This is a genomic window from Streptomyces sp. NPDC025793, from assembly GCF_055558375.1.
The window spans coordinates 1-23,449 of record NZ_JBVHMR010000030.1; the positions used below are offsets into that span (position 1 = coordinate 1).

19 protein-coding genes and 2 pseudogenes are annotated in these 23,449 nt (G+C 70.4%); 14 read left to right on the top strand and 7 right to left on the bottom strand.

What is annotated here, in order from left to right:
• Positions 1 to 123 (bottom strand): annotated as a pseudogene (locus tag ACZ4MF_RS36365) (DNA-directed RNA polymerase subunit alpha); the annotation flags it as partial.
• A 204-nt stretch (positions 124 to 327) separates the two neighbouring features.
• Here ACZ4MF_RS36365 and ACZ4MF_RS36370 point away from each other — a divergent pair.
• The 4 genes from ACZ4MF_RS36370 (at position 328) to ACZ4MF_RS36385 (ending at position 3,835) form a co-directional block, all read left to right on the top strand.
• Positions 328 to 549 carry a hypothetical protein gene (locus ACZ4MF_RS36370; protein ID WP_356031115.1) on the top strand — a complete coding sequence of 74 codons (222 nt, stop codon included), beginning with the start codon at positions 328 to 330 and terminating at the stop codon, positions 547 to 549.
• A 318-nt stretch (positions 550 to 867) separates the two neighbouring features.
• A complete protein-coding gene (locus ACZ4MF_RS36375; RefSeq protein WP_467497056.1) occupies positions 868 to 1,488 on the top strand; it encodes a glycosyltransferase in 621 nt (206 codons plus the stop codon).
• 1,103 nt (positions 1,489 to 2,591) lie between these two features.
• Positions 2,592 to 2,723: a hypothetical protein gene (locus ACZ4MF_RS36380; RefSeq protein ID WP_467496921.1), complete on the top strand. Its 132-nt coding sequence runs from the start codon at positions 2,592 to 2,594 to the stop codon at positions 2,721 to 2,723.
• A 203-nt stretch (positions 2,724 to 2,926) separates the two neighbouring features.
• Entirely contained in the window at positions 2,927 to 3,835 is a 909-nt protein-coding gene (locus ACZ4MF_RS36385) for an NmrA family NAD(P)-binding protein (protein WP_467496923.1), read from the top strand.
• A gap of 301 nt (positions 3,836 to 4,136) precedes the next feature.
• Here ACZ4MF_RS36385 and ACZ4MF_RS36390 read toward each other — a convergent pair whose 3' ends face one another.
• Positions 4,137 to 4,937: an alpha/beta fold hydrolase gene (locus tag ACZ4MF_RS36390; RefSeq protein WP_467496925.1), complete on the bottom strand. Its 801-nt coding sequence runs from the start codon at positions 4,935 to 4,937 to the stop codon at positions 4,137 to 4,139.
• Positions 4,938 to 5,237: 300 nt separating this feature from the next.
• Between ACZ4MF_RS36390 and ACZ4MF_RS36395 the strand changes: the two are divergent.
• The 4 genes and pseudogenes from ACZ4MF_RS36395 (at position 5,238) to ACZ4MF_RS36410 (ending at position 11,227) form a co-directional block, all read left to right on the top strand.
• A pseudogene (locus tag ACZ4MF_RS36395) lies at positions 5,238 to 6,184 on the top strand (GlxA family transcriptional regulator).
• 159 nt (positions 6,185 to 6,343) lie between these two features.
• Positions 6,344 to 7,384 carry a vWA domain-containing protein gene (locus tag ACZ4MF_RS36400; protein ID WP_467496927.1) on the top strand — a complete coding sequence of 347 codons (1,041 nt, stop codon included), beginning with the start codon at positions 6,344 to 6,346 and terminating at the stop codon, positions 7,382 to 7,384.
• 804 nt (positions 7,385 to 8,188) lie between these two features.
• Positions 8,189 to 9,937 (top strand): sigma-70 family RNA polymerase sigma factor, encoded by a 1,749-nt coding sequence (locus tag ACZ4MF_RS36405; protein WP_467496928.1) that lies wholly within the window; start codon positions 8,189 to 8,191, stop codon positions 9,935 to 9,937.
• 519 nt (positions 9,938 to 10,456) lie between these two features.
• Positions 10,457 to 11,227, top strand: a complete 771-nt coding sequence (locus tag ACZ4MF_RS36410) for an SDR family oxidoreductase (protein WP_467496929.1) — start codon at positions 10,457 to 10,459, stop codon at positions 11,225 to 11,227.
• 69 nt (positions 11,228 to 11,296) lie between these two features.
• On the opposite strand, the gene ACZ4MF_RS36415 is transcribed toward ACZ4MF_RS36410, so the two are convergent.
• Together ACZ4MF_RS36415 and ACZ4MF_RS36420 are read right to left on the bottom strand one after the other, a co-directional pair.
• Positions 11,297 to 12,193 (bottom strand): LysR family transcriptional regulator, encoded by an 897-nt coding sequence (locus ACZ4MF_RS36415; protein WP_467496931.1) that lies wholly within the window; start codon positions 12,191 to 12,193, stop codon positions 11,297 to 11,299.
• A 540-nt stretch (positions 12,194 to 12,733) separates the two neighbouring features.
• Positions 12,734 to 12,889, bottom strand: a complete 156-nt coding sequence (locus ACZ4MF_RS36420) for a hypothetical protein (RefSeq protein ID WP_467496933.1) — start codon at positions 12,887 to 12,889, stop codon at positions 12,734 to 12,736.
• Between the two features lie 6 nt (positions 12,890 to 12,895).
• Here ACZ4MF_RS36420 and ACZ4MF_RS36425 point away from each other — a divergent pair, with 6 nt between their 5' ends.
• Complete coding sequence (locus ACZ4MF_RS36425) at positions 12,896 to 13,123, top strand: hypothetical protein (RefSeq protein ID WP_467496934.1); 228 nt, start codon at positions 12,896 to 12,898, stop codon at positions 13,121 to 13,123.
• 1,026 nt (positions 13,124 to 14,149) lie between these two features.
• Positions 14,150 to 14,851 carry a Clp protease N-terminal domain-containing protein gene (locus ACZ4MF_RS36430; protein ID WP_467496936.1) on the top strand — a complete coding sequence of 234 codons (702 nt, stop codon included), beginning with the start codon at positions 14,150 to 14,152 and terminating at the stop codon, positions 14,849 to 14,851.
• A gap of 180 nt (positions 14,852 to 15,031) precedes the next feature.
• On the opposite strand, the gene ACZ4MF_RS36435 is transcribed toward ACZ4MF_RS36430, so the two are convergent.
• Together ACZ4MF_RS36435 and ACZ4MF_RS36440 are read right to left on the bottom strand one after the other, a co-directional pair.
• Positions 15,032 to 15,949, bottom strand: coding sequence for a hypothetical protein (locus tag ACZ4MF_RS36435; RefSeq protein ID WP_467496938.1), 918 nt, complete (start codon positions 15,947 to 15,949; stop codon positions 15,032 to 15,034).
• 461 nt (positions 15,950 to 16,410) lie between these two features.
• Positions 16,411 to 16,818 (bottom strand): hypothetical protein, encoded by a 408-nt coding sequence (locus ACZ4MF_RS36440; RefSeq protein WP_467496940.1) that lies wholly within the window; start codon positions 16,816 to 16,818, stop codon positions 16,411 to 16,413.
• A 139-nt stretch (positions 16,819 to 16,957) separates the two neighbouring features.
• Between ACZ4MF_RS36440 and ACZ4MF_RS36445 the strand changes: the two genes are divergently transcribed.
• The gene (locus ACZ4MF_RS36445) at positions 16,958 to 17,794 is read left to right on the top strand and encodes a MerR family transcriptional regulator (protein WP_467496942.1); all 837 of its coding nucleotides are present in this window, start codon (positions 16,958 to 16,960) and stop codon (positions 17,792 to 17,794) included.
• A gap of 706 nt (positions 17,795 to 18,500) precedes the next feature.
• Here ACZ4MF_RS36445 and ACZ4MF_RS36450 read toward each other — a convergent pair.
• Positions 18,501 to 18,962: a hypothetical protein gene (locus tag ACZ4MF_RS36450; RefSeq protein ID WP_467497058.1), complete on the bottom strand. Its 462-nt coding sequence runs from the start codon at positions 18,960 to 18,962 to the stop codon at positions 18,501 to 18,503.
• Between the two features lie 433 nt (positions 18,963 to 19,395).
• Here ACZ4MF_RS36450 and ACZ4MF_RS36455 point away from each other — a divergent pair, with 433 nt between their 5' ends.
• The 3 genes from ACZ4MF_RS36455 to ACZ4MF_RS36465 all read left to right on the top strand — a co-directional run bounded on the left by ACZ4MF_RS36455 (position 19,396) and on the right by ACZ4MF_RS36465 (position 23,234).
• A complete protein-coding gene (locus ACZ4MF_RS36455; RefSeq protein ID WP_467496944.1) occupies positions 19,396 to 20,124 on the top strand; it encodes a hypothetical protein in 729 nt (242 codons plus the stop codon).
• A 319-nt stretch (positions 20,125 to 20,443) separates the two neighbouring features.
• Positions 20,444 to 21,784 (top strand): MFS transporter, encoded by a 1,341-nt coding sequence (locus ACZ4MF_RS36460; RefSeq protein ID WP_467496946.1) that lies wholly within the window; start codon positions 20,444 to 20,446, stop codon positions 21,782 to 21,784.
• A 148-nt stretch (positions 21,785 to 21,932) separates the two neighbouring features.
• Entirely contained in the window at positions 21,933 to 23,234 is a 1,302-nt protein-coding gene (locus tag ACZ4MF_RS36465) for a non-ribosomal peptide synthetase (protein WP_467496947.1), read from the top strand.
• Positions 23,235 to 23,449: the final 215 nt, after the last annotated feature.

Here is a 23,449-nt window from a genome sequence, read left to right on the forward strand (position 1 = left end):
GGTACGGCGCAGGGAGTTGCCGAGGGTGTAGCCGAAGCCCGGCTCCAGCGGCTCGATCACGAACCGGGAGCGGAACTCGTCGACGACCTCTTCGGTCAACGAAGGACGCTGAGCAATCAGCACGAGGTATTGCCTCCAGATTTTGGCGCCCGCTATCTGACGCCGTAGACACCACGAAGGGTACGGGTCGTGCGGCCTGATAGTGAAGCCGAACCGCCCGACACCGCCCGTCTGCCGACCGACGAGCAGGCCCGACTCCTGCCGGAGTGGAACCGAACGATGAGCGAGACTGCCACCAGTGCGGGCGGTAGGCGCATACTAGGGGCAATGACAAAGCCTGCTGCACCGAAGCGACACTTGCCCACCAGCCCCTTCAAGGCCCCCGTCACACCGGCTCCCAAGCACTTCACCGAAGGCGACCAGGTCACACACGACGTGTACGGCCTCGGCCGGGTCATCAGCATCGAGGAGGGAATCGCGGTACTTGTGGACTTCGGCTCAGAGCAGGTGCGGATCCTGAGCCCGTACGCCAAGATGACCAAACTGTAGGCCCCCTGTCCCCAAGCGCGGCACGCTGCGCTCCTCGGAGACCTGCAAGGCGCGCCACCAGGATCGTCCCACTGCTGAAAGCCCCCCACGCTCCGTCACCCGGGCCGTCCATGCGTCTCCCGGGTCCCGCTGCCGGCGCCGGACAGTGACAGCACCCGCCCTGACCGATCCGGTGCCGCTGTGCGGCCTGTCCGGGCGCCCGCTCACACCGCGGACGAGGTGGCAGTGGACCGCGCTTCTCTCCGCCTCGTCGTCACGGGCGGAGGGGGCGGGACCGACGGACATACGAAGTTGGCGTCGCCAGCCGCCGTGAAGGACATGGCCCGGGTGCCGCTCGGCGTACTCCGAGCTCGTCGGGCGACCGACCGGTTCCAGCCCGACGTGGTGCTGGCGACCGGCGGGGATGTGGCAGTTCCGGACGTGAACGTAATCCACCGGTGGAGCCTGGACAACGCGGCAGGTCTACGGGTGCGGGCGGCTGGATTGCCGGCCGAGCTTGCCGGCCTCCACCACCTGCCGGGGTTCGTGAACGACGCGGTGCCCCATGTGCCGACGCCCGCGGACGTGGTGATGTCGAGGAGTGGGGCGGGGACACAGGCGAAACTGGCCGAACTAAGCAAACCCACCTTTTTTGTGTCGCTGACGTCGTCGGCCGGGAACGAGCAGACGCACAACGCTCGGCACCTGAAGCGGAGCGAAGCGGCGGTCACCCTCACCAGCAAGGTGACATCGGCCCGACCGCCGGACGCGGTAGGTCCGCTCCTGGCCGACCCCCGCGTTCGGCGGGGCGTGGCGGAGCGACCCCCTGCATACGGCCGTCCGGACACGTCGGCCAGGCGCGTGGACGAGATTCCGTCCGCCGCGAGCCAGCCGCTCACCGGTGAGGCCGGCGGACATGAAGAGCCCTTCCCGGCTCGACGAGGACGGCACGCGCGTTGAGCACTTCCTGGTCCTTGCCTATCGGGGTCGGGGATGTCCCGGTCACCGAGGCCCTGGGCGAGTTTGGGCCGATTGCTCTCGCCGCAGACTTCGCGGAGGACGTCGAGCGGTGGGACGTCCATCGTGAGGATGGTGTCGGCCCGGTCCATCATCTTCCAAACAAGCTGCCGCGCCCGGTGGACGGTGAGGCCGAGGCCGAGCCGCCGAGCCGCCGAGCGGAGATGTCGGGACAGGTAATGGACGCCGATGCCAATGCCGCGTGGGTCCCTGCACCAACGTCGACAGCTCCGACCGCCTGAACCCATCGCCGGTGGAGCGAACCATGTCGCGAATCAACGGGTTCCGCCACCTTCACCACCGTTACGCCCGCAGAGCCGAGTACTTCCTCGCCTACGCCGGGCATCGCCAGCGCTCTCCTCCGCTGTCGCCGACCGGACGCGCGAGGGGCAGCGCTAAGCGATACTCATGCTGTGGAGTCGTTCGAGCTGGTCCGGGCAGCGGAACGGCTCCGGGATTGGGATGCGGCCATCGTGTTGGTGAGTGCCCACGTCGAGTGCCACTCCAAAGATCCTTACATGCACGACAACCATTTGTGGGCGTCGAGCCCCTGGTCCGCTTCTCCGGCGCGCTCTCGGCCGCCGATGCCGGGCCGTGGCCTGCGCGGGCGTCACCGTCTTCAGCGGCCTGCGGAACAGCTCCGCTCGGCCCGGCGACTTGGTCGCGGTGCTCGGTCTCGGCGGCCTCCGCCATCTCGGGGTGCAGTTCGCGGCGGCGACGGGCTTCGGGCCCGTGGCGATCGCACGGGGCGTGGAGAAGGCCGACTTCGCCCGGCGACCCGGCGCTCACCACTACGTCGACAGCGCCTGCGGCACCACGGTCGCCAGGTCCCTCCAGTCCCTCGTTCGCGCCGGGGCGTCCTCGCCACCGCCGAGAATTCCGAAGCCAGCACCGCTACCGTGCCTGGCCCGCCTCCCCCGCGGGGAACTCGTGGTCATCGGAGCCGACACCATCCTCTTGGGCGTCACCCCCGTCCCAACTGCTCACCGGCACCTACATCCTGCACCGCCACCCGGCCGGCACCGCATCGGACGTCGAGGAAGGCCATGTCCTTCAGTGCCCTGCACGGCATCCGACCTGTGACCGAGGCCGTGCCACTGGACGGCGAGGACACCGACTGCCGGAAGACGCCGGCCGGCAAGGCGCGCTTCCGGATGGTGATCGTCCCCGGCTCATGACCAGCCATCAGAACATCAGGTGAGCCCATGTCCACAAGCCCTTCAGCAGTCTCCCCGCCGTGGGAATCCGGTAGGGCAGAAGGACTTGCGGACAAACATCACCCAGGCGTCGGTCGGCAGACGCGTGGACGACCGACAGAACCCGAGGCCGGACATTCCCGAGCAACCGGACACCGCGGTCCGAACTACAGGAGGCGATCGACATGGGCGCAGGACCCATCCTTGTCACCGGCGTCGGTGGCGCAGTCGGCGGAGTCGGAAACATGGTCCTCGATCATGTGCGAGCGAGCGGTATGCCGGTGAGGGCTCTGGTGCATCACGACGACGAACGGGCCGCGGCGCTGCGGGCCCTGCACGGCGTGGAGGTGGTGGTCGGCGACCTCACGCACGGCGCCGACGTGGTCGACGCACTCTCGGGCTGCCACCGCGCCTACTTCGGGATGAGCGTGTCCCCGGTATACCTGGAGGCCGCCACGACAGTTGCGGCGGCCATCCAGGAGGGTGACGGCCTCGATCTGCTGGTGAGCATGTCGCAGATGACGGTGTCGCAAATGAGCCTCACCAGCACCACCGAATCCCGGCAGCAGCGACTGCACTGGCTGTCCGAGCACGTCCTCGACTGGTCTGGGGCCCCGGTCGTACATGTGCGGCCCACGGTCTTCATGGAGAACCCGCTGTTCGCCCGGGTCGCAGCCGCCTCGGTCCAGCGTGACAGTACGATTCGCCTCCCGTTCGGCTCCGCCCGGACCTCTCCGGTCGCCGCGGCCGACGTGGCGGAGGTGATCGCACATCTCCTGCTCGCCCCGACCGCGCCATCCCGCCGGGTCTACGAGCTGACCGGCGCACAGTCCCGTGACATGAATGCCATCGCCGCCGAACTCTCCACCGCCCTGGGCCGTCCCGTGACCTATGTCGACGTGCCGTACGAGGAGTGGCTGGAAGACGACCTGAAGAAGGCAGACCTGCCGCCCCACGTCTTCGAGCACGTCGCCACCATGGCCCGGCTCCACCGCGAAAACCGCTACGACCGCGCCACGAACGACATCACCGAACTGCTCGGACGCCCCCCGCTCGGGTTCGACCACCTCCTGAGGAACACACCGGCCTCGTAGCCCCAGGGTCGATCGTGATCTGGACGCGTGGGCCACGGCCTGGCCAGCCCGATGTCGTGCAGGACGCAGGCGACGAACAGCGACTCGGAGGTCGAGCCGCTCGAAGGCGGACGGGTGTGCATCGGTGGTCGCGATGCGTCTCTCTTGTCAGGTTCCCGGGTGCGGGGTAGATCGGTACGGTCGCCGGATGGCGCCCTGATGGGTGGATGCGGTCCGGGTACAAGGGCGGCTGTACGGCACATGGAGCGGCGCCCGGTCACCCGCGGGGAGAGTGATGCGCGGCTGCAGTGCCGTGCTCTGTCTACAGCTGAGCGACGAACGCATCGATGCACGCGGCCACTTGGTCGGGCACCTCAAGGGGCGAGAGGTGGCCGGTTCCCTTCAGGACAGTCAGCGAGGCAGTCGGGATCAGGGGCAGCAGGTGGTCGGCGAGCACGGTCGGGGGGTCGACCTTGTCGTGGCTGCCTGCGAGAACCAGTACCGGCACCTCGATGGCCGAGACACCGGCCGACACGTCCTGGACCAGGCCCTGGCGCGGCCAGGCGAGACGGGCCTGGACGCCTCCGCGCAGACTGTCCTCGACCACCTGGCGGCGCAGCTCGGGACTCAGCCCGCCGTGCGTCAGCATCAGGTCGATGCTCTGAAGAACCGCCTCCTCGTCGTCGTAGGCGTGGGAAATCGTCTCCTGCATCTGCGCGGTCACCCCGACCGGTGCGGGCGGCGCGGGCGCCACGAGGACGACTCCCGCCAGGCCCGCGGGCTTGCGTGCGGCCAGCAGCTGGGCCACCTTGCCGCCCATGGAGTGCCCGACGAGCACATGGCGGGAGTCTCCGAGCACGTCGATGACCCGCTGCGCGTCGTCCGCGAGCTGCTCCAGGTCGTAAGGTCCCGGCACGCTCGTGGAGTCGCCCCATCCGCGGTGGTCGTAGGCCACGAAGCCCTGCCCGGGGTCCAGACGCTGCAGCACCGGGATCCAGGTGCGCCGCGATCCTCCCCAGTAGTGGAGGAAGATCAGAGCCGGGCCGTCACCCTCGCGGACGTGGGCGTACACCTGGCCGCCCCGCACGTCGAAGAAGCGGCCCACCACATTCTGCGAAGTCACGGTCAACTCCTCGTCCATGGCCGGGGCTCTCGGGCCGGTCCACTGGTGTGTGAAGCCGGTTGCCCCGCGTTCGCTTTTCGATCCTGCTCCGGAGCCTCCCTGCCACGCCACGGCTCATCTGCCAGCATGCACATTTTTCGGGCCATGCATGGGCCCGATGCATGGTGCAGATGGGCCACTGCTCTTCGGACGGATGATCCGGGCCTGAACAGGAGATTTACCCACGTGATGCCCCTTGCTCCCGGAAGGGCGACTGGCTGGCCCCCTCTGGGACATGGAAACGGCCGTAATATTACGGCCATGAACAGGCACCAGGTCATGGTCCTGGCGGTGGACGGCGTGCTGCCCATGGATCTGGGGATCCCCACGCAGATCTTCAACACCCGTCCGAACACCCCCTACGAGCTGACCGTGTGCGGTGACACCGAGGAGGCCGTGAGCACCAGCGCCGGTTTCACCTCGGACTGACCGCGGGACTCGAAGCGCTCGCCGACGCGGACACGATCATCGTCCCGGGCTTCGAGGACTTCCGGCGCCCTCCGCACCCACGGGTGAGGGCCGCGCTCAAGCTCGCGGGCCGCGCCGGGATACGCATCGCCTCCATCTGCACCGGCGCCTTCGCCGTCGCCTCGGCCGGACTGCTGGACGGCCGCACCGTCACCACGCACTGGGCGAGCGCGGATGCCCTCGAAGAGCTCTACCCTCTGCTGCGCGTCGACCGCGATGTCCTCTACATCGACAACGGCACCGTCCTGACCTCCGCGGGCGTCACGGCCGGCATCGACCTGTGTCTGCACATGGTCCGCAAAGACCTCGGCGCAGCCGTCGCGAACGACATCGCCAGGGAAATCGTCGCCGCCCCACACCGCGACGGCGGACAGGCCCAGTACATCGCGAGGAGCCTCCCCACCCCCCAGGCCACCACGCTCACCGAAACCCGGACATGGGCCCTGCGCCGCCTCGACGAAGACCTCAGCATCCCCCGCCTCGCCGACCACGCCGGCGTCTCCCTGCGCACCCTGACCCGCCTATGGCGGCAGGAAACCGGTGTAAGCCCCCACCAATGGCTCCTTACCGCCCGCGTCAACCGCGCGCGAGAACTCCTGGAGACCACAAACCTCCAGGTGGAACAGATCGCCACCCGGTGCGGCCTCGGCAGCGGCGCCAACATGCGCGCCCGATTCCGTGACGCTGTCGGCACCACGCCCACGGCCTATCGTCGCGCCTTCCAGCACCAGGGTGGCTGACGGCGCAGGCCAAGCGGGACGGGCGGGGCTGAGCGGGTCGGTGCGGGGCGGGGCCCGGGGCGAGCTGACACGCACCGGGGTCCACGTGGGGAGTCAAGATCGATTGTCAGTGGTGCGTGAGACGGTGGAAGCATCGAGTCGGAACGAGGGGGAGCTGTCTTGTCCGGAAGCCAGAACTACATCAATCACGTTGCTCTTGTGCTGGACGCCAGTTCGTCCATGTCGCATCTGAGTCGCAAGGTCGTCGAGGTCGCAGACCAGCAGATCGCCTATCTTGCCCGCCGGTCGAGGGAACTGGACCAGGAGACTCGCGTCACCGTGTACGTCTTCGCGGACAAGGCGGAGTGCGTCATCTACGACAAGGACGTGCTGAGGATGCCGTCACTGAAGCAGTTGTACCGGGTCGGTGGCATGACTGCGCTGCTGGCGGCCGCACTGAAGTCACAGCGGGAGCTCGCGCAGACAGCCCAACTGTACGGCGACCACAGCTTCTTGACGTTCGTGCTCACCGACGGGCAGGAGAACGCAAGTCACCGCTGCCCGGAGTCCCCTGCCAGGGACCCGCGTGAACTGGTCGATGCCGTGGCCAAGATGATGGCGACACAGGCGGACAACTGGACGCTGGCCGTCCTCGTGCCGGACCAGATGGGCAAGCGCGAGGCCATGCAGTGCGGTTTCCCGAAGGACAACATCGCCATCTGGGACGCCACGAGCACACAGGGTCTGGAGGAGGCCGGGCAGGTCATCCAGGAGGCCACCGAGAAGTTCATGGTGGGGCGCACCCGGGGCATCCGGGGATCGCGGGCGGTGTTCTCCACGGGTGCCGAGGCGGTCAACAAGGACACCATCAAGGCGGCCGGCCTCACCCCGGTGAATCCGTCGCACTACCAGCTGATACCGGTGACTCGCGACGCGGCGATCCGGGACTGGGTCATCGCCTGCGGGCACACATACCGCACCGGTGGTGCGTTCTACCAACTGAGCAAGTCGGAAAAGGTCCAGGCACGAAAGCAGATCGCGGTACTGGAGAAGAAGACGGACCGCGTCTACACGGGGCCCGCGGCCCGAGCCCTGCTCCGCCTGCCGGACGAGGAGATTCGCGTCAAGCCGGACCACAACGACGACTTCACCATATTCGTGCAGAGCACCAGCGTGAACCGAAAACTCGTCCCGAACACACGGCTCCTGCTCATGGCCTGACACCCCCGAGGCCCACGGAACGGCCTACGCACCGGTGACGACGCCGCTGCGCACCGGCCCGGTGGGTCCGTGACTGTCCGACCGCCGCCGGCCCGGTGCACTCGACGGCGACTGCACCCTGGATGCCGATCCCGACACCCTGACCCACCTGCGCACCACCACCCGCCGCACCCTGCACGCCACCCGCCGAACCGAAGCACGCTCCGTACGACGGACCGGAACGCGAAAGGTCCCCCTCACACCCCACGGCACAGCCCATTCACTCGCCGAAGCCCGATGTGGTGCACAGGGGCGGAGGCCACGGGACGCTGCGCGGTGGGCGCGAGCGCCCTGCCCCGCCACTCCCCCACTTCGCCAGTGCCGGTGGCGAGGGCAGTGGTGGTGGCCAGGGCGGGGGCAGGGTCGGACGGGTGCTCGGTCAGGCGGGGGGCACATGGTCGGGCGTGCAGCGAGGTGTCCGCACGGTGGTCCACGGCCTCGCCCGGGCGTGACTCGGACAGCGGGACCTCGGCCGCAGTCGGCCGCCGCGCCCTGCCGGATACGGCCGAGGGAGGGCGGGCGACCTCATCGTTCGAGCGCGTCCTGCCCGGACCCTGCAAGACGACGGACGCACATGGCATCGCCCTTTTTGAGCTCGGTGTGACCTCCTCCATTGCGGACGGTGTGTCGATGCTGTGAGCCTTCGCGGCAGACCACGCACCGAAGAAGTCGAGCCATTCTCCGAGTAACCGTTATCGGCGCCGCACCCAGCGGTCTCCCAGATATCGGACAGCACCGTTCGGCGTCGAGAACAGGGAAGTTTTGATGAGTACACAGCGCACGGAGGAGACGGCGGCACTGGTGAACGCCGCCCGAGCGGGAGATCCAGCGGCCCAGGATGCCCTGGTCAGCGCATATCTCCCGCTGGTCTACAACATCGTGGGCCGGGCGCTGAACGGCTCCATCGACGTCGACGACGTGGTCCAGGAGACCATGCTCCGCGCCCTCGACGGGCTCGGTGACCTGCGCACCCCCGAGAGCTTCCGCTCCTGGCTCGTGGCCATCGCCATGAACCGCGTGCGGGCATACCGGCACAACCGGCATTTCGCCCCCGCCGACGTCGAGGAAGCCGGGGAACTCGTCGACCCGGGCGCCGACTTCGTGGACCTGACCATCATGCGGCTCCAGCTGTCCGGGCAACGGCAGGAAACGGCCCGCGCGACCCGCTGGCTGGAGCCCGACGACCAGGAAGTGCTGGCGCTGTGGTGGCTGGAGTGCGCCGGTGAACTGACCCGCGCCGAGGTCGCCACGGCCCTGGAACTGTCACCCCAGCACACCGCTGTCCGCGTACAGCGGATGAAGGCACGCCTCGAAGCGGCCCGTGTGGTGGTACGGGCACTCGACACACGCCCGCCGTGCGAGGACCAGCGCGCCCTGCTGGCCACCTGGGACGGACTGCCCTCGGCGCTGTGGCGCAAACGAATAGCGCGCCACGCCCGGGACTGCACGCGCTGCGGCGGTCTGTGGCAGGGCCTGCTGCCCGCCGAGGGCCTGCTGGCCGGGCTGGCCCTGGTCGCGGCGTCGTCGGCGCTGCTCGCCGCCACCCGCTCGGCCGTCGCCGCGGCCCCGGTCGCGGCAACCACCCCGTTCCCGGCGCAGCCCGGCCCCGCACCGGCCGACGGCGGCGCCGGATACGGTATCCCTTCCTCTGCCGAGCCGTACGCAGACGGCGGCCACTCGGCTGCCCGGCCGGGCTTCGGACCGAGCGGTGTCGCACCGGCCTCCGCCTCCGGCGAAGGCCCGGGTGGGGCCGGGCACCGTGCGGAGCCCGGACGGCAGGCGTCTCGCAGCAAGGCCCGGCGGCGCCGACGCATACGACGGCGGGCCGTCGGCACAGCCGTCGCGGTGGCGGGCCTGGCGGGCGCCTGCATCTGGTACGCAGGCTCGAACCCCGCGCCGCACACCACCGCCGCCGAACGCTCCTCCGACGACCCGGCCGTCGACGCCGCGAAGCCCAGCACAGCACCGGCCTCGTCCTCGCCCTCGGCGTCCCCGTCACCTTCCCCGACCCACACGAAGAAGAGCCCCGCCAAGAAGAGCCCCCGACCCGCCCGGACAACCGACACACCCGCTCCCCGGCCGACCATCACCACCAGCGCTCCCACCGCACCGCAGGCACCGCCGACGGCCTCCGGACAGATCGCCCAGGTCATCACGCTGGTGAACCAGCAGCGAGCGACCGCCGGATGCTCGCCGGTCAGCGAGAACGCGGACCTGGACAGGGCCGCTCAGGGCCACTCCGACGACATGGCCGCCCGCAACTACTTCGACCACGTCAGCCCGGACGGCACCGACCCCGGACAGCGCATCACCGCGGCGGGCTACCGCTGGTCGACATACGGCGAGAACATCGCCAAGGGCCAGTCGAGCCCGCAGGCCGTGATGGACGCGTGGATGAACAGCCCCGGCCATCGGGCCAACATCCTCAACTGCGCCTTCAAGGAAATAGGCGTGGGCGTCAACCAGACCTCCGGCGGCCCGCTGTGGACCCAGGACTTCGGTACCAAACTCTGACGGGCCTCTGACCGTGGGTCGGCTCGCGCTGGACAGCCGCCCGGCCCACAGGGCAAGGACGTGGCCCAGCCGGCCCTGCACACGGGCTACGGGACTGCCTCCACGCTGGTGACGAGCGCGTTGGTCCAACGGCCGGCGCTCCGAAACCCTGCTGCCTCACGCACGCTCGGCGCTCTCCGGTGTCCCGGCCTACGACGATCTGCTGTCCTGCGTCGCCGTCCCCATCGGCTGGCGCTCCGCCCGCACCGTCACGCCGCCTTCCGTCGGTCGCGGCGGGGGCCGGATCTCCGCGTGGGGCCGGTTGGCCGCCCGCTGGCCTCGGACAGGTTCTCGCCGGGCGCCATAGGAATTTCCTATGCCCCCTGCTGGCATTCCGTCTTTGCCTCTCGCTCTTTTCCGTACGTACCGTGAAGCAGCTCGACGAGGTGGCGGGCGCGATTCTTCCGAAGATTCACGCGCTGCGCATGTCGACTCCTTTTCCGTCGGGCGGACAATGACGCGATCGAGAGGACCAATGGCATGACTATGATCGACAACGGATCGGGAACGCGAGGGCTCAAGGGAAAGCGAGCCCTCGTCACGGGTGGTTCTCGCGGAATCGGAGCGGCCGTCGTGCGCCAACTCCTGGACGCGGGTGCCGAGGTGCTCACGACCGCCAGGTCGGCGACGAGCGCAGTGCCGGAGGGGGCCACCCTGGTGCCGGCCGACGTCCGGACACGTGCTGGATTGGAGACGCTCACCGCGGCCGCGCAGGAAGTGCTCGGCGGGGTGGACGTCCTGGTCCACAACGCCGGTGGGGCGCGACCGTACAAGGATGTTTCGGCCATTCCCGACGAGGAGTGGCAGGACGCGCTGGACTTCAACTACCTGGCATCGGTTCGGCTGGACTCGCTGCTGGTACCGGGGATGCGGGAACGGCGTTCGGGGACGATCGTGCACGTCTCCTCGGCCGTGGTCCCCACCCCGGTAGGCCCGTTCCTGCACTACACGGCGGCGAAGGCGGCGCTGGAGAACTACAGCCGGGGGCTGGCCTCGGAGCTGGCCCCGTTCGGGATCCGGGTCAACACCGTGACCCCCGGCAAGGTCGTGACCCCAGGCGGCGAAGCAACGCGGGAGCAGTGGGCGCGCCTGGACCCGACACAGGTCCAGAACACCAGCGCCGTGCCGCTCGGGCGCGATGGCCAACCGGACGACATCGCCCACGCGGTGCTGTTCCTCGTGTCCGACCGGGCGAGCTGGCTGACCGGGAGCAATCTCGTCGTGGACGGCGGAGAATTCCCCAGGGGTTGACGCCGATGTAATTCCGGAGCACGTTGTGCGGCAAAAGGAATTCAGCGGCAACCGCTTCCCTCCAGGCCGTCAGGGCACCGGTGAGAAGAAAGCGGAATCGGACCACATCTCCTGACGCAGGAATTCGAGCAGGGCCGTCTCCGCCGGGCCCGCTCCGGCCCGGAGCACGGCGATGACGGGCTGGGACACGACGGGGAGCACCGGGCGCACGAGGTGCTCGTGACCATGGGGGACCGCGGAGGCCGGGACGAGCGTCACCCCCAGCCCGTGGGCGGCCCAGCGCACGGCCGTCGCGGTCTGGGACACGCGGGCGACCGTGGTCGGGGTCAGATCGTTCTCCCGCAGCACGTTCTGCAGCACGCCGTCGAGCGCGCTGTCACGGTCGAACCTCACCCACGGCTCCCCCTCCAGCTCGCGCAGATCTACCCGGTCCGCGGCGAGCTGTCGGTGCCCGGCGCCCAGCACCACGACGAACTCCTCGTCGCCGAGGTGGTGGGCGTCGGCGGGGCTCCGCTCGCACGCCGCCATCAGGGCGAGGTCCAGCACACCACGGCGGCACAGCCGCTCCAGCTCGGCGGAGCTCGGCTCCTCGAAGACGGTGACCTCCAGCCGTGGGAAGCGGCGGCGCAGCGCGCCCAGCGCGCCCGGCAACTGCCGCGTGCCGAAGCCCAACTGCGCCGCGACCACCAGCTCGCCCACCAGCTCATCGGCGCCGGCCCGCGCCGTCGCCCTCGCCCGCCGTGCCGCGCTGACCGCGACCTCCGCCTCCCGCAGAAAGGCGCGGCCGACCACGGTGGGCACCAGTCCGGTCGGGGTACGGGCGAACAGTTCCACGCCGAGTTCCCGCTCCAGGTTACGGATCTGCTGGGACATCGACGGTTGGGCGACGTGCAGCAGCTCCGCCGCCGCCGTCACCGAGCCCTCCGCGGCGACGGCCAGGGCGTACTCGAACTGACGAAGGCTCATCGGCTCCCGTTCTCTCCCTGCGGTGGACCGCGGTCCCCCCATGCCAACGTCGTCATGGTAAGTCCGATCAGCAGGCAGTACCGGCGATCTTGGCTGCGAGGACATCGGTGTACTCGATCGTCGGCGGGTGCGCGAACAGCTCCTGGAGCCGGGCCAGGCGGGCGCGGCCTGCTGTGGTGGGCGGCGGCGACGGTTTCCGACGACAACTCCGGGTCACCCGGCCTGGCTGTCCGTCAACCGGTCGTTCAGGGGCTCGATGACCGAGCACAGCTCGGGTCGGACCGTCGGATCAGCTCCGGCGTTCGCAGCAGGTCGCATGGCGAGACAGCCAGCCCCACCACGTTCACCGCCCCGAGGCCCAGCATGCGCACCGTCGCCCGGAAACGCCCGGGAGCGTCGCTGACCACACGCGTGGGGCTCCCAGAGGTACTCGGTGTCCCCCAACCCGGGCAGCCTTGGCCGCGGTTGGTTCTCCCCATGCCGGGTGAGTTGGCTCGAAAGCCGGAGCAGTCGGTCAGCCGGCATGGTGTCCCGATCGGATCACCGTTCTCCCCCGGCCAACCAGCGCTGGGCGACGTCGTCGGTGCACGGCGACGCGGGCACCCGGCTGTTGGACGGTGTCAGACGGATCTGGTTGTTGTCGTTGCGGGCGGGGCCGATCCGGTCGAGTTGTCCTGGCTCAGCCGCAAAGTGCACCTCTGTATGGCCGTTGAGGCACGTTGGCCGGCCGGTGCGCAGCAGGTTCTCGTCGGCGCGCAGGAGGTCGAGGAGTCCGGGGCGACCCTCTCACCCGACCACGGCCTCGTCACGGGCTTCGACCTGGTCGGCCCATGTGTCGTAACGGTCGCGGGGTTCGTCCGGCCGCCGTCCCGGGGGTCATGGTCGGAGCCGGTGATCCTGCGGGGGTCGGCCTGGCGGAAGGACACGTAGCGGTCAACGTTCCTGGTCCGGCGGCGCGATCACCGAGACCCACCGAGAGCCGTTGTCGGAGACGTGCATGTTGTACGCGGCGAACGGTGAAGTGCCGTCACCGTTCGCCGCGTAGGCGGGCGCTCCGGGCAGCGGAACGGTCAGCAGGACCTGCGGACCGTTGTCTCCACGTCAACGAACAAGCCTCTCCTGTTGACCCCGCGCCGGGCGGCGCGGGGAACTGCCGAGCCCGCCGACTCCACACGGCGGCAGCGGAGCGGGACCCGGTCGCCTCCGATCCGTTGTCGAGCGGGGGGTGCTCGGACCGTCGCACGAGCGGTCGGCGGCCCGCCGGTCCGAGGAGAGGGAAGATCGAGCTCACGCGGTTCAGGGCCCATCGATATGCGGCTCCGCTTCAGCGGGCTTCGCCGCCCAAGGACACTTGCGGTCCCGTGACGCTTGGTCCGCCGTTGAGACAGCGGTCGCGCTTCACTGATGACTCTTCTGCGCCGCGCCGCCTCCGTCGGCACGGCCCAGGTGCCCCACCGGGCCTGGAGCACTTCTCCGTCGTACCGATCCGCTCCATGGATGCGTTGCCGACCGCGCTACGGCTGCGCTGGGCCGCCATTCACGCAGTCGGAGAAATGAGTGCCCCTGCCCACTCCGGTGATCGAAGTGAGTGCGCACAGAAGCGTACGGTCCATGTCCCCGGTCGGCGCAGTGGCGACGCTGCCGTTGCCACCGTCGCCGCTGTCGGCATGAGCTGGAGCAGCCACGGCGATGGCGGCCAAGGCGAGCGCTGCGGTCGTGATGATCTTTCGCATACCCCGGCAACGATCACGGCGGCCAAGGGGACACGCAGCGGTGCCGATCAGTCCGACGGGGGAACCCGTCCGGCACATCCCCGCACCGTCCGCCCGGGACACCCACGGTGGAGATCGGCTCGGATCCCGTAGCGCACCCGGGTCAGCGGGACGGCCGGAGGAGCGCCGCACCGATCGTCAATTACAAGTTGACGGCGACCGATCGTCAACTTAAAATTGACGCATGAGCCCACTCGACATCAGCCTCGCCGACCTGATCGCCCGGCTCGACGAGGAACTCCCCGACGCCAACGAACTGGCCCGCATCAGCGAGGCGCGACTTCGCGCGCAGACGCTGTCCGACCTCGGTGACCAGCTCATCGACCACTACGTCAGCAAGGCAAAGCAGACCGGCGCGTCATGGACCGAGATCGGCGACGCCATCGGCGTGTCCAAACAGGCCGCCCAGCAGCGCCACGCGCCCGCCGCGTTCGAGCGGTTCACCAACCTGAACCGGCACGGCATCGTGCTGGCACAGGAGGCCGCCCGAACGCACAAGCACGACTTCATCGGCACCGAACACATGCTCCTCGGCCTGCTCGGCGAACCGCGGGGCCTGGCGTACGAGGTGCTGGTGGCGAAGACCGAGTCGGAGCAACGCATCCGCGACGCGATCGAGGAAGCCATGCCGCCGGCCGGGGAGAAGGCACTGCGGGGTCACATCGCCTTCCGGCCGGAGAGCAAGGAGGCCATCGTCCAGGCACGCCGCGCATCGGCCGACCTCGGTCACGACTGGGTCGGCACGGAACACACCCTGCTGGGCCTGATGCGCGTCGAGGAGAGCCCGGCCGCGCGGATCCTGCGCGGCCTCGGCTTCACGGCACAGGAACTGCACGAGACGGTCAAGAACGAGATCGCCGAACGGCTCGCCGCGCGCGGCAAGTAGGAACGAGACGATCAGTCGCCGCAAAGGACCGGACCGGCACGTTTTCCCATCCGACGCGGGGCGGTGCGCTGGTGCCACCGCCCCGCCCGACGTCGGCAACCTCGAACGTGGTCGCGGCGCGGCCACGAAGCACTCGGGTGAGGCGGGGCGGGACCCGCTGTGCCGGGGCACACGGCTCGGTCAGCCGAGTGAGCCGTCCACCGAGGACAACGGCACGGAGTACAGGACCCGTTGCGGAATCGCGGTAGCGGTTCCCGTCCAGCGCCCCGCGCTGTCGGCCGCCCATTCGGTGAGCGTTCGCACCCGGCCCGTACTCCACCAGTAGGACATGCTCTCGGTGTGCTGGCCCCAGCAGGCGTAGGTGATGTCCTGCCCGCAGTTGGCGGCCCCCTTGGCCCCGCTGGTGTTCTGCCGCCACAGGATGCCGTGCCGGCCGACGCCGCCGCGCGCGTCGTCGACATAGAAGTTCGGTGTGCCGCCGCTGGTGGCGCTGTGCGGCAGCACTCCCTGCAGCCCGACGGCCTTCGTCTCGTACGCCGCCGAGGCGTTCACGTGGCCGCTGCTGTCCGTGGCGAGGTGGCCGGGCTCGGAGCTGAAGTCGTACCGCCAGATGCGGGCGGGCCGGGTGCCTCCGGAGGAGAACCACTCGGTGGCGACCAGGCTGTCCGGCACACTGCTGCGGTCCAGCGAGATGGAGCCGAAGCACGGCCGGGAGTCGTCGTTGTCCGCGTTGCAGGCCCCGCCGGCGAGGCTGTAGGAGCCGATGGCCGGCATCACGTACTGGTAGCCGTCCGCCGACCAGCCGCCGCTCACCTTGCCGATCGCGGAAGTGTTGACGGTGGCCTGGAGGATGCGCTTCATGTCGAAGATGTACATCACGTTGTTGTCGGCGTCCCCCTCCCACGACGTGACGATCAGCTTGTCCTGGTACCAGACCATGCCGCCGAGATGGGACTTGAGCGCGCGGTGGTCGGTACCGCCGTTGAGCGGGATGACCGGCGGCACCCAGCGGTACTCGAAGTTTCCCGGATCGTTGGCGTCGATGAACGCGATACGGCCCATGTGGTCGCTGGTGGTGGCGCCGTTCTGCCCCCCCACCCGGCCAGGATGGCCTTGTTGGTGCCCCACATGCCGTCGTTGTCCGCGTCCCCGGAAGAGGTCACGGACTGCGGCAGCCAGTCCTGCGTCACCGCGTCACCGGTGTCCCAGCAGTAGGCGGACTCAGCGGTCGGTTTCACCGGCAGGGCGGCGGTCTCGGTGCTGTGGCAGTCCGCCGCGTTCCGCATCGGGTGGTTGGCGCCGGCGAGCACCTGGTCGACCCCGCGGGACGTGCCCATCTCGCTCGCCAGGTTGTCGAGAGAGGCCGTCGGGACGCGGTGCTCGACCAGTTGGAGCTTGGACAGCTCCGAGGAGGAGGTGATCGTCGTCAGTGCCCCGGGGTTGTCGCCGGGTGCGGCCTGATCAGGTCACGATGCCACTGTTGAACGCGGGAGACGCGGCGGGCATTGATCTCGCCCTCGAAGGTCGAGCCGTCGTGCGCGGGGCGGCCCGGCCAGGCCCTATGCCTCGGGCAGTGGCTGGACGGTCAGGTGGTAGTCCTGAAGGATCCTGCCGTCGTCGTCGAGGGCGAGGAAGACCCGGGCGGCCCAGGCCACTTGGCCCACCTGGGGGCCCGAGGCGTACGTCAGCTGGAGGGTGAGCATGACGATGTCGTCGTGAACGGTGACGTGGTCGTCGTGCGTGACGTGATAGGTGCCGGACGCGACGAACAGCCCGTACGCCTCCGCGACCCGGTCGACCAGTGCGTCGTGGCCGCGGAACTGGATGCCCTCGACGAACTCGACGCCTTCCGCGGCCCACAGCTCGGCGACAGCGCGCCGGCGTGCGGCGGCGTCCGCCTCGCTCCAGACGGCGACGTAGCGACCGACGACCTGGTCGACATCGACGGCGGTGGTGATGTGTGACATGGAGGTCCGCTCCCTTGCTCGGTGTGATCGGCGGCCCGGTTCCGGCCGTGGGCAGCAGGCTTCCGGCGGCCGTCGCGGGAGAGTCAAGGCAAGGAGCTCCGCCGGACTCTCCCCTTACGGGAGGCCGCACAATCGACGGGTGACGAGCCACCTGTCGATCGGCGACTTCTCCCGAGCCACCCACATGACCGTCAAAACCCTGCGCCACTACCACGAGATCGGGCTGCTCGAACCAGCCGATGTCGATCCGCGGAGCGGGTACCGGCGCTACTCGGCCGAGCAGATCCCCACGGCCCAGATCGTGCGCCGTTTCCGCGACCTCGGGATGCCTCTGGAGGACATCAGAACGGTCCTGGCCGCCTCAGACGTTCCCACCCGCAATCGGCACATCAGCGCGCACCTGCACCGGCTGGAGGAGGAACTGGGCCGCACCCAGCGCGCCGTGGCGGCACTGCGCGGCCTCCTGTCGGCGCCCGCCTCCGCCGACTTCCCCGGTATCGAGCTCCGCAGCGTCGGCGCCGTCCAGGCCGCGGCGATCACTGCGACGGTCGAGGGCCAGGACATGGCAGCCTGGTTCCAGGGCGCTCTCGGCGAACTGTTCGCGACGGTGGCGAGCCAGGGGCTGCGGGAGACCGGGCACGCCGGCGGCGTGTACGGGGACGAACTGTTCACCCTGCACCGGGGAGAGGCGACCGTCTTCGTGCCCTGCGACGGCCCCCTCCGCCCGGTCGGACGGGTCCAACCTCTGCTCGTGCCACCGGCCGAACTCGCCGTGATCGAGCACTGCGGGCCGCCCTCGGAAGTCGACCGCGCCTACGGCACCCTGGCCGCGTACGTCGCACGTCACGCACTCGCCGTCCAGGGCCCGATGCGCGAGTACTACCTGCACAGCCGGCGCCACACCCCCGACAGCACTCGGTGGCGGACCGAAGTCTGCTGGCCCGTCTTCCGCACCAGCATCCCCGACCATACGTAGCCCCGCGGACGCCGATGAAGGCCGGCGTGCATCTGTGGCGGGGCCCTTGGCGCCCTGCGCCTCGGCGGGACAGCAGCGGTGATCTCCCACAACTGGCGGGCGATCGCCGGGGGTTGAGCGACGTATTCAGCCGTCCGTCCGCCCGCCCGGATTCCGGATGCCGCTGATCGAAGACGGGTGACGGCGACGACGTCCGTCGCCCTCGGTGTGGCGCCATGCGGGACTGCACCGGGGGAAGGCCCGGCCGGGCGGGTCCGGCAAGCTCCCAGTCGACGACGTGGCTCCCCGCGCAGGCCCCGGCCCTGGCCCCGGTGTGCGAAGCTCAGCCCAACCGCCGGGTGAGGGGCTTTTCGAGAGGGGCGCGGTCGACGGTGGACCAGGCCGGCCTCGGTGGTCGATTCCAGGTCGATCACTCGGGGGCCGAGACCGGGGTACTGGGTGCCGAGACCGGACATCATGCCCGAGATGTACCTGTTGGTGTCGGGCCTGCGCAGCAGCTCGGTCGTGAAGGTGCGGACCGCCGCGAGCTCCTCGTCCTGGGCCGGTCGACGGTGAGCAGGACCGACCCGGGCTGCGACGGCGAGTCGGGCCCGGCTCTCCGCGTTGGCGAGCAGCGTCGGACGCCGGCGCACCCCGCCCGGTCCGCCGTCGGCCGCGCGGGTCTTCAGCGGCGCCGGAACCACCGGCAGACCGTTGATGGCCCGGATCAGGGCCCCGATTCGCCGGAAACGAAGCGCTCGCGCAGGCATACGCCCCGGGCCGGGCACGGATGTTCACGCTCGGTGACGGCGGCCGGGACCGCTGTCTCGCCGGGGCTGCCGGCGGCGACGCCGATCACGATCTCCTCGGCACCGGAGGCGGACGCGTCCAGGCAGGCGCCGTCCAGTACCAGGTGCAAAGTGCCGCCGAGCAGCGTCTTGTCCGCATCGCTGGCCGGTTCGCCCTCGGCGCCGTTCACCACGATGACCGGCGGCGCGCCGGCGCGGTCGGCAGTGGCGAGCACGGCCTGGGCCTTGCGGGCGAACGGGAAGCCGACGCCGCCGCGGCCGGACAGGGCGAGGGCTTCGGCCAGGGTGAGCAGAGCGCCCCGGTCCGGTTCGGCCAGTGGCGGGTGGACACGGGCGTGGGCGGCGAGGTCCAGGTGTGCGCTCAGCCGGGCAGAGTTCAGTCAGCGCGCCTCGGGCGGCCTCAACAGGGCGTGTTTCACTCGCTGCTCCCTGGCTGGGCCAGGCGCGGCGACCAGGACCCTGGTCTCGCGGCGTGCCGGGGCTGTCCTGGCACGCCGGCACTCGGTGCGGAGCTGCGGGTGGGCCAGAAAGCCGAGCGCCGCGACGGCGCAGGCGAAGTAGTCCGGAAAAGGCCGTCAACCGCCGGGGAGGCCGGCGCCGGCGGCACGGCACGACAGGGCACATCGTCAGCCCGTGTCCCGGCCGGTGACAACGGCTCCGGGTACGGCCCACCACCGTATCGACAGCCGCCATCGGCGGCCGATCCTCCGGCATCGGTGGGAGTTGCGGTCCACGACCGCGCGTCGTGGCCACCGAGCGGCGTAGGACCAAGCTGTGCACAGCCGTTCGAAGCGGCCTGCGATCATGAGGCGCATGCGAAGCAGAGGTCACGTGCGGGCAGTCGCCGGCGCAAGCTGCGGTGTCTTGTTGGTGCTGTCCCTCGCGGCGTGCGGCGCCGGGGGTCACCGGAGCGCCGGCGCGCGCGTCCAGGCGGACGCCGCCCGCCCTCGAAAGACGGCCCTGAAGCGCGTACCCGGCATCGGGGATCGGTGGTGGAAACAGGTGCCGGCCGACTCGCGTCAGGTCGTGGCCGTGTTCGGGGCGGGCGAGAACTCCCCCGACTCCACCGTGGCGGTCTTCACCCAACACGGCTCCGGGTGGCGACAGGAGCGGTCCTGGCCGGCGCACAACGGGCGGAAGGGCTGGACGACGCATCACCACGAGGGTGATCTACGCAGCCCTGTGGGAGTGTTCACGCTGAGCGATGCGGGCGGTGTGCTCGCCGCGCCCTGGGCCAAGCTGCCGTACACCCGCTCCGCGGGCTTCCAGGCTCCCCGGTCCTGGAAGAGGTCGTATTGGCACGACTTCGACTACGTGATCGCCATCGACTACAACCGCGTCAAGGGCACCCCGCCCAACGACCCGGCCCGGCCGGAGGGGCAGTCGGAAGGCGGCGGCATCTGGCTGCACATGGACCATGGCAGCGGCACATCGGCGTGCATAAGCCAGTCCAAGTCTTCGATGGAGTACCTGCTGCGCGCCCTCGACCCCACGCTCCACCCTGTCGTGGTGATGGGAGATCGCACGGTGCTGAACGGCTGACGGGAGCAACACCTGCGGTCGAGAATCGCATAGCCGACGGAATGAGAGGTTCCGCACGGCCGTGATCACACATGTGCATTTTCGGTCAGGAATGAACTGACCGCCCCATGTGAGGGGCACCACCCGAGGCGCCCCTCGCATCGGCGTCGTCGCCCGCCCCCACCGAACCCGTGCGGCATGCCGGTGACGGTAATTCATGCGGAAGGAACCTCGTTTATGTGAAACTTTTCCTACCTTGGTGCCAAACAGGCGCAAGAATCGACCGAAACTGACCGCGATCCTTTGACTCCTGATCGCAGTTTCGGTGAATGTCGCTCACATGTCCGTCACATCCCGAGCCGCCACCGGTGGCCCGATGCGCATACGCGACTTCCGGCTGCTGCTCGCGGGAGCTGCCACCGGACAGCTCGGCGCCCAGGTCACGCTGGTGGCCCTCCCCCTCGTGGCCGTCCTCGAACTCCATGCGTCCGCCTTCCAGGTGGGTCTGCTGACCGCTGCGGAGACCGCCGCCTTCCTGCTCGTCGGACTGCCCGCCGGAGCACTGACGGACCGCATGCGCAAGCGTCCCCTGATGATCCGCGCGGACCTGGTGCGCGCCGCGGCGATGGCGACCGTCCCCGCCGCCGCGCTCGCCCACGTCCTGACGATGGCCCAGCTCTACGCCGTCGCGCTCGTCACCGGTGTGGCGACCGTGTTCTTCGACGTCGCCCACCAGAGCTACCTGCCGCAGATCCTCCCCCGCGACCAGCTCGTGGCCGGCAACGGCGCCCTGGAGACGGTCCGTTCCACCGCCCAGGTGACGGGCCCCGGCGTCGGCGGCGGACTGGTACAGCTCGCCGGAGCGCACCTCGCCGTCATCGCCGACGCCATCGGCTACCTGCTCTCCGCCCTGTTCCTGCTGCGCGTCGAACAGCCCGAGGAAACGCCCGCGGCGGCGGACGGCGGGTCACTGCGCAAGGAGATCGGCGAAGGCGTCCGGTTCGTCGTCGGCCACCCGCTCCTCCGTGTCATCGCCCTCACCACCGCCCTCGCCAACCTCTGCACGGCCGTCCTCATGGCGACACAGACCGTGCATCTCGTCCGCGTCGTCGGGCTGAAGCCGGGCGCGCTCGGGCTGGTGCTCTCCGGATCGGCCGTCGGCGGACTCCTGGGCGCCCTGTGCGCCGGGCGCCTCGCCGCCCGGCTGGGCCAGGCCCGGGTCATCCTCCTGTCCGTCATCGTGACCGGCCCGTTCGCCGTGCTCTGGCCGCTGTCCGGCCACGGAGTCCTCGGCGCGGTCCTCTTCGCCGCCGGATCGACGGTCGTCTCCTTCGGCGCCGTCGTCTACAACGTCGCCCAGGTGAGCTTCCGTCAAGGGCTGTGCCCGCCGCGGCTGCTCGGCCGGATGAACGCCACGCTGCGCTTCCTCATGTGGGGCACCCTGCCGCTCGGCGCGCTCCTCGGCGGCGCTCTCGCCGGGTCCTTCGGGTCGCGCACGGCGCTCGCCTGGTGCGCCGCCGGCTTCCTCGCCGTACCGCTGCCGCTGCTGCTCTCCCCGCTGCGCCGGATGCGGGACCTGCCCGGACCCGGCGACCTCCAGGCGGGCGCGGCCTCCGGGAGCCCGCAGGAGACCACCACCGCGGACGGTGCCGAACAGTCCGCTCCCGCGCCCACCCACTGACCGCCCGACCCGAGCGGCACGGCCGGAACAACTCCGCGCGAGCACCGCCGGCCACCGGCCACCGCCGTACCCGTACGGCAGGCCGCAGATCGTCCGTACCCGCCACCGCCCCGTGCCGCGCCACCGCGGCCACGACTGAGAGGACCAAGTGCTCAGCATCACCGGCCAGTACCTGGCCCGCTTCCGGCGTCTCACCGCCGACGACCGGTCCGACGCCCTGCTGCCGGTCACCGGGGCACAGCGCCGCTTCGTACTGGTGCGTTCGCTGGACCCGTCGGGACGCCCCGACGTGGTGCCGATGTTCTTCGCCTTCCCGTACGGAGCCGTCGACCCCGAGCGTCTGCGGACAGCGGCCCGCCGGCTCGCCGCGCGGCACACCGTGCTGCGCTCGCGGCCGGCCGTCGTCCGCGGGACCCCCGTGCTGTGCGTCGGGGACCCGGACGTCCACGTGACCCGGCCGACTCCGGCTCCGGGCGAACGGCCCGCGGACACACTGCGCCGTGCGCTGGCCGGCTGGGATCCGGACGGCCCACCACTGAGGCTCTTCCTGGTACGCGACACGGATCGCGAGGAGGACATCGTCGCCGTCGTCCTGGACCACGCGGTCTGCGACGGCCGCTCGCTGGCGCGGATCGTCGAGGAACTCGGCGCCGCGTACGCCGCGGACGTCACCGGGCCCCGTCCGTCAGCCGGGGAACACGAGCGGACAGAAGCCGAACGCGTCGCCTACCGGGAAGCCGTCCTTCTCCAACTCGCCGCCGAGGAACGGGCGGAGACACCCGAGGCGGCCGCGTACTGGGCGGACCGGCTGCACGCCCTGCGCGCCCAGGCCGCTGCGGCCCGCACCGCGCGCGTACCCGACGGCGCGCTCCCGAGCGGTGCCGCCCGGGCCCGGCTGCCCGTGCCCGACCACGGCGTACCCTTCCCCGCACTGCTCGACGCCTGCCGCTCGGCGGCACGGGCGCTGTACGGGCCGGGCCACGTCGTCCCGCTCGGCTATCCGTGGGGCGGCCGCCCCGCCGGTGCGGACCCGGTCGTCGGCTGCTTCCTCAACACCGTCGTCTTCCCCGCCGACACCGCGGACGAGCCCTCAGCGGAGGCGACGGCCGACGCCTGGTGGGACGACCTCGACCGGGCCGACGTCCCGTTCGACGTGGTCGTGGCCGCGGTGCGGGCGGCCGGCTCGGGCTGGACCGGTGCTCTCGACGGACTGCTGACCGTGGACGACGACAGCCGCCGGCCGCTCCTCACGCTGGCCGGTGTCGAGGGACGGGAGATCCACGTCGACGGCAGACCGGTCCGTGCTCCCTTCGCCGTCTCCGTCACCCAGGGAGCGGAGATCCAGCTGCGGATGGTGTGGGACCGCGCCGTCCTCGACGACGACACCGCACACCGGGCGTTCGACGCGCTGACCGAGGCGCTGCGCCCCGCGGAGCGGACCGTGCGCTGACCGCCGCCGCCCGAACGCGGCCGAACCGCTGGGCAGTTCGGCAGGCAGGTCGGTGGGCAGTTCGGTGGGGCAGGCGCCGTTCGTGCACCCCTCCCTGCGCCGCCAGCGCACCCGGCACACCGGAACGCACCCGCCACGCGGAACGCATCGCACGCACCGGATGCGCGCAACCCGAAGCACTCTCACGCACCACCCCCTCTGACACGGCACCGCGC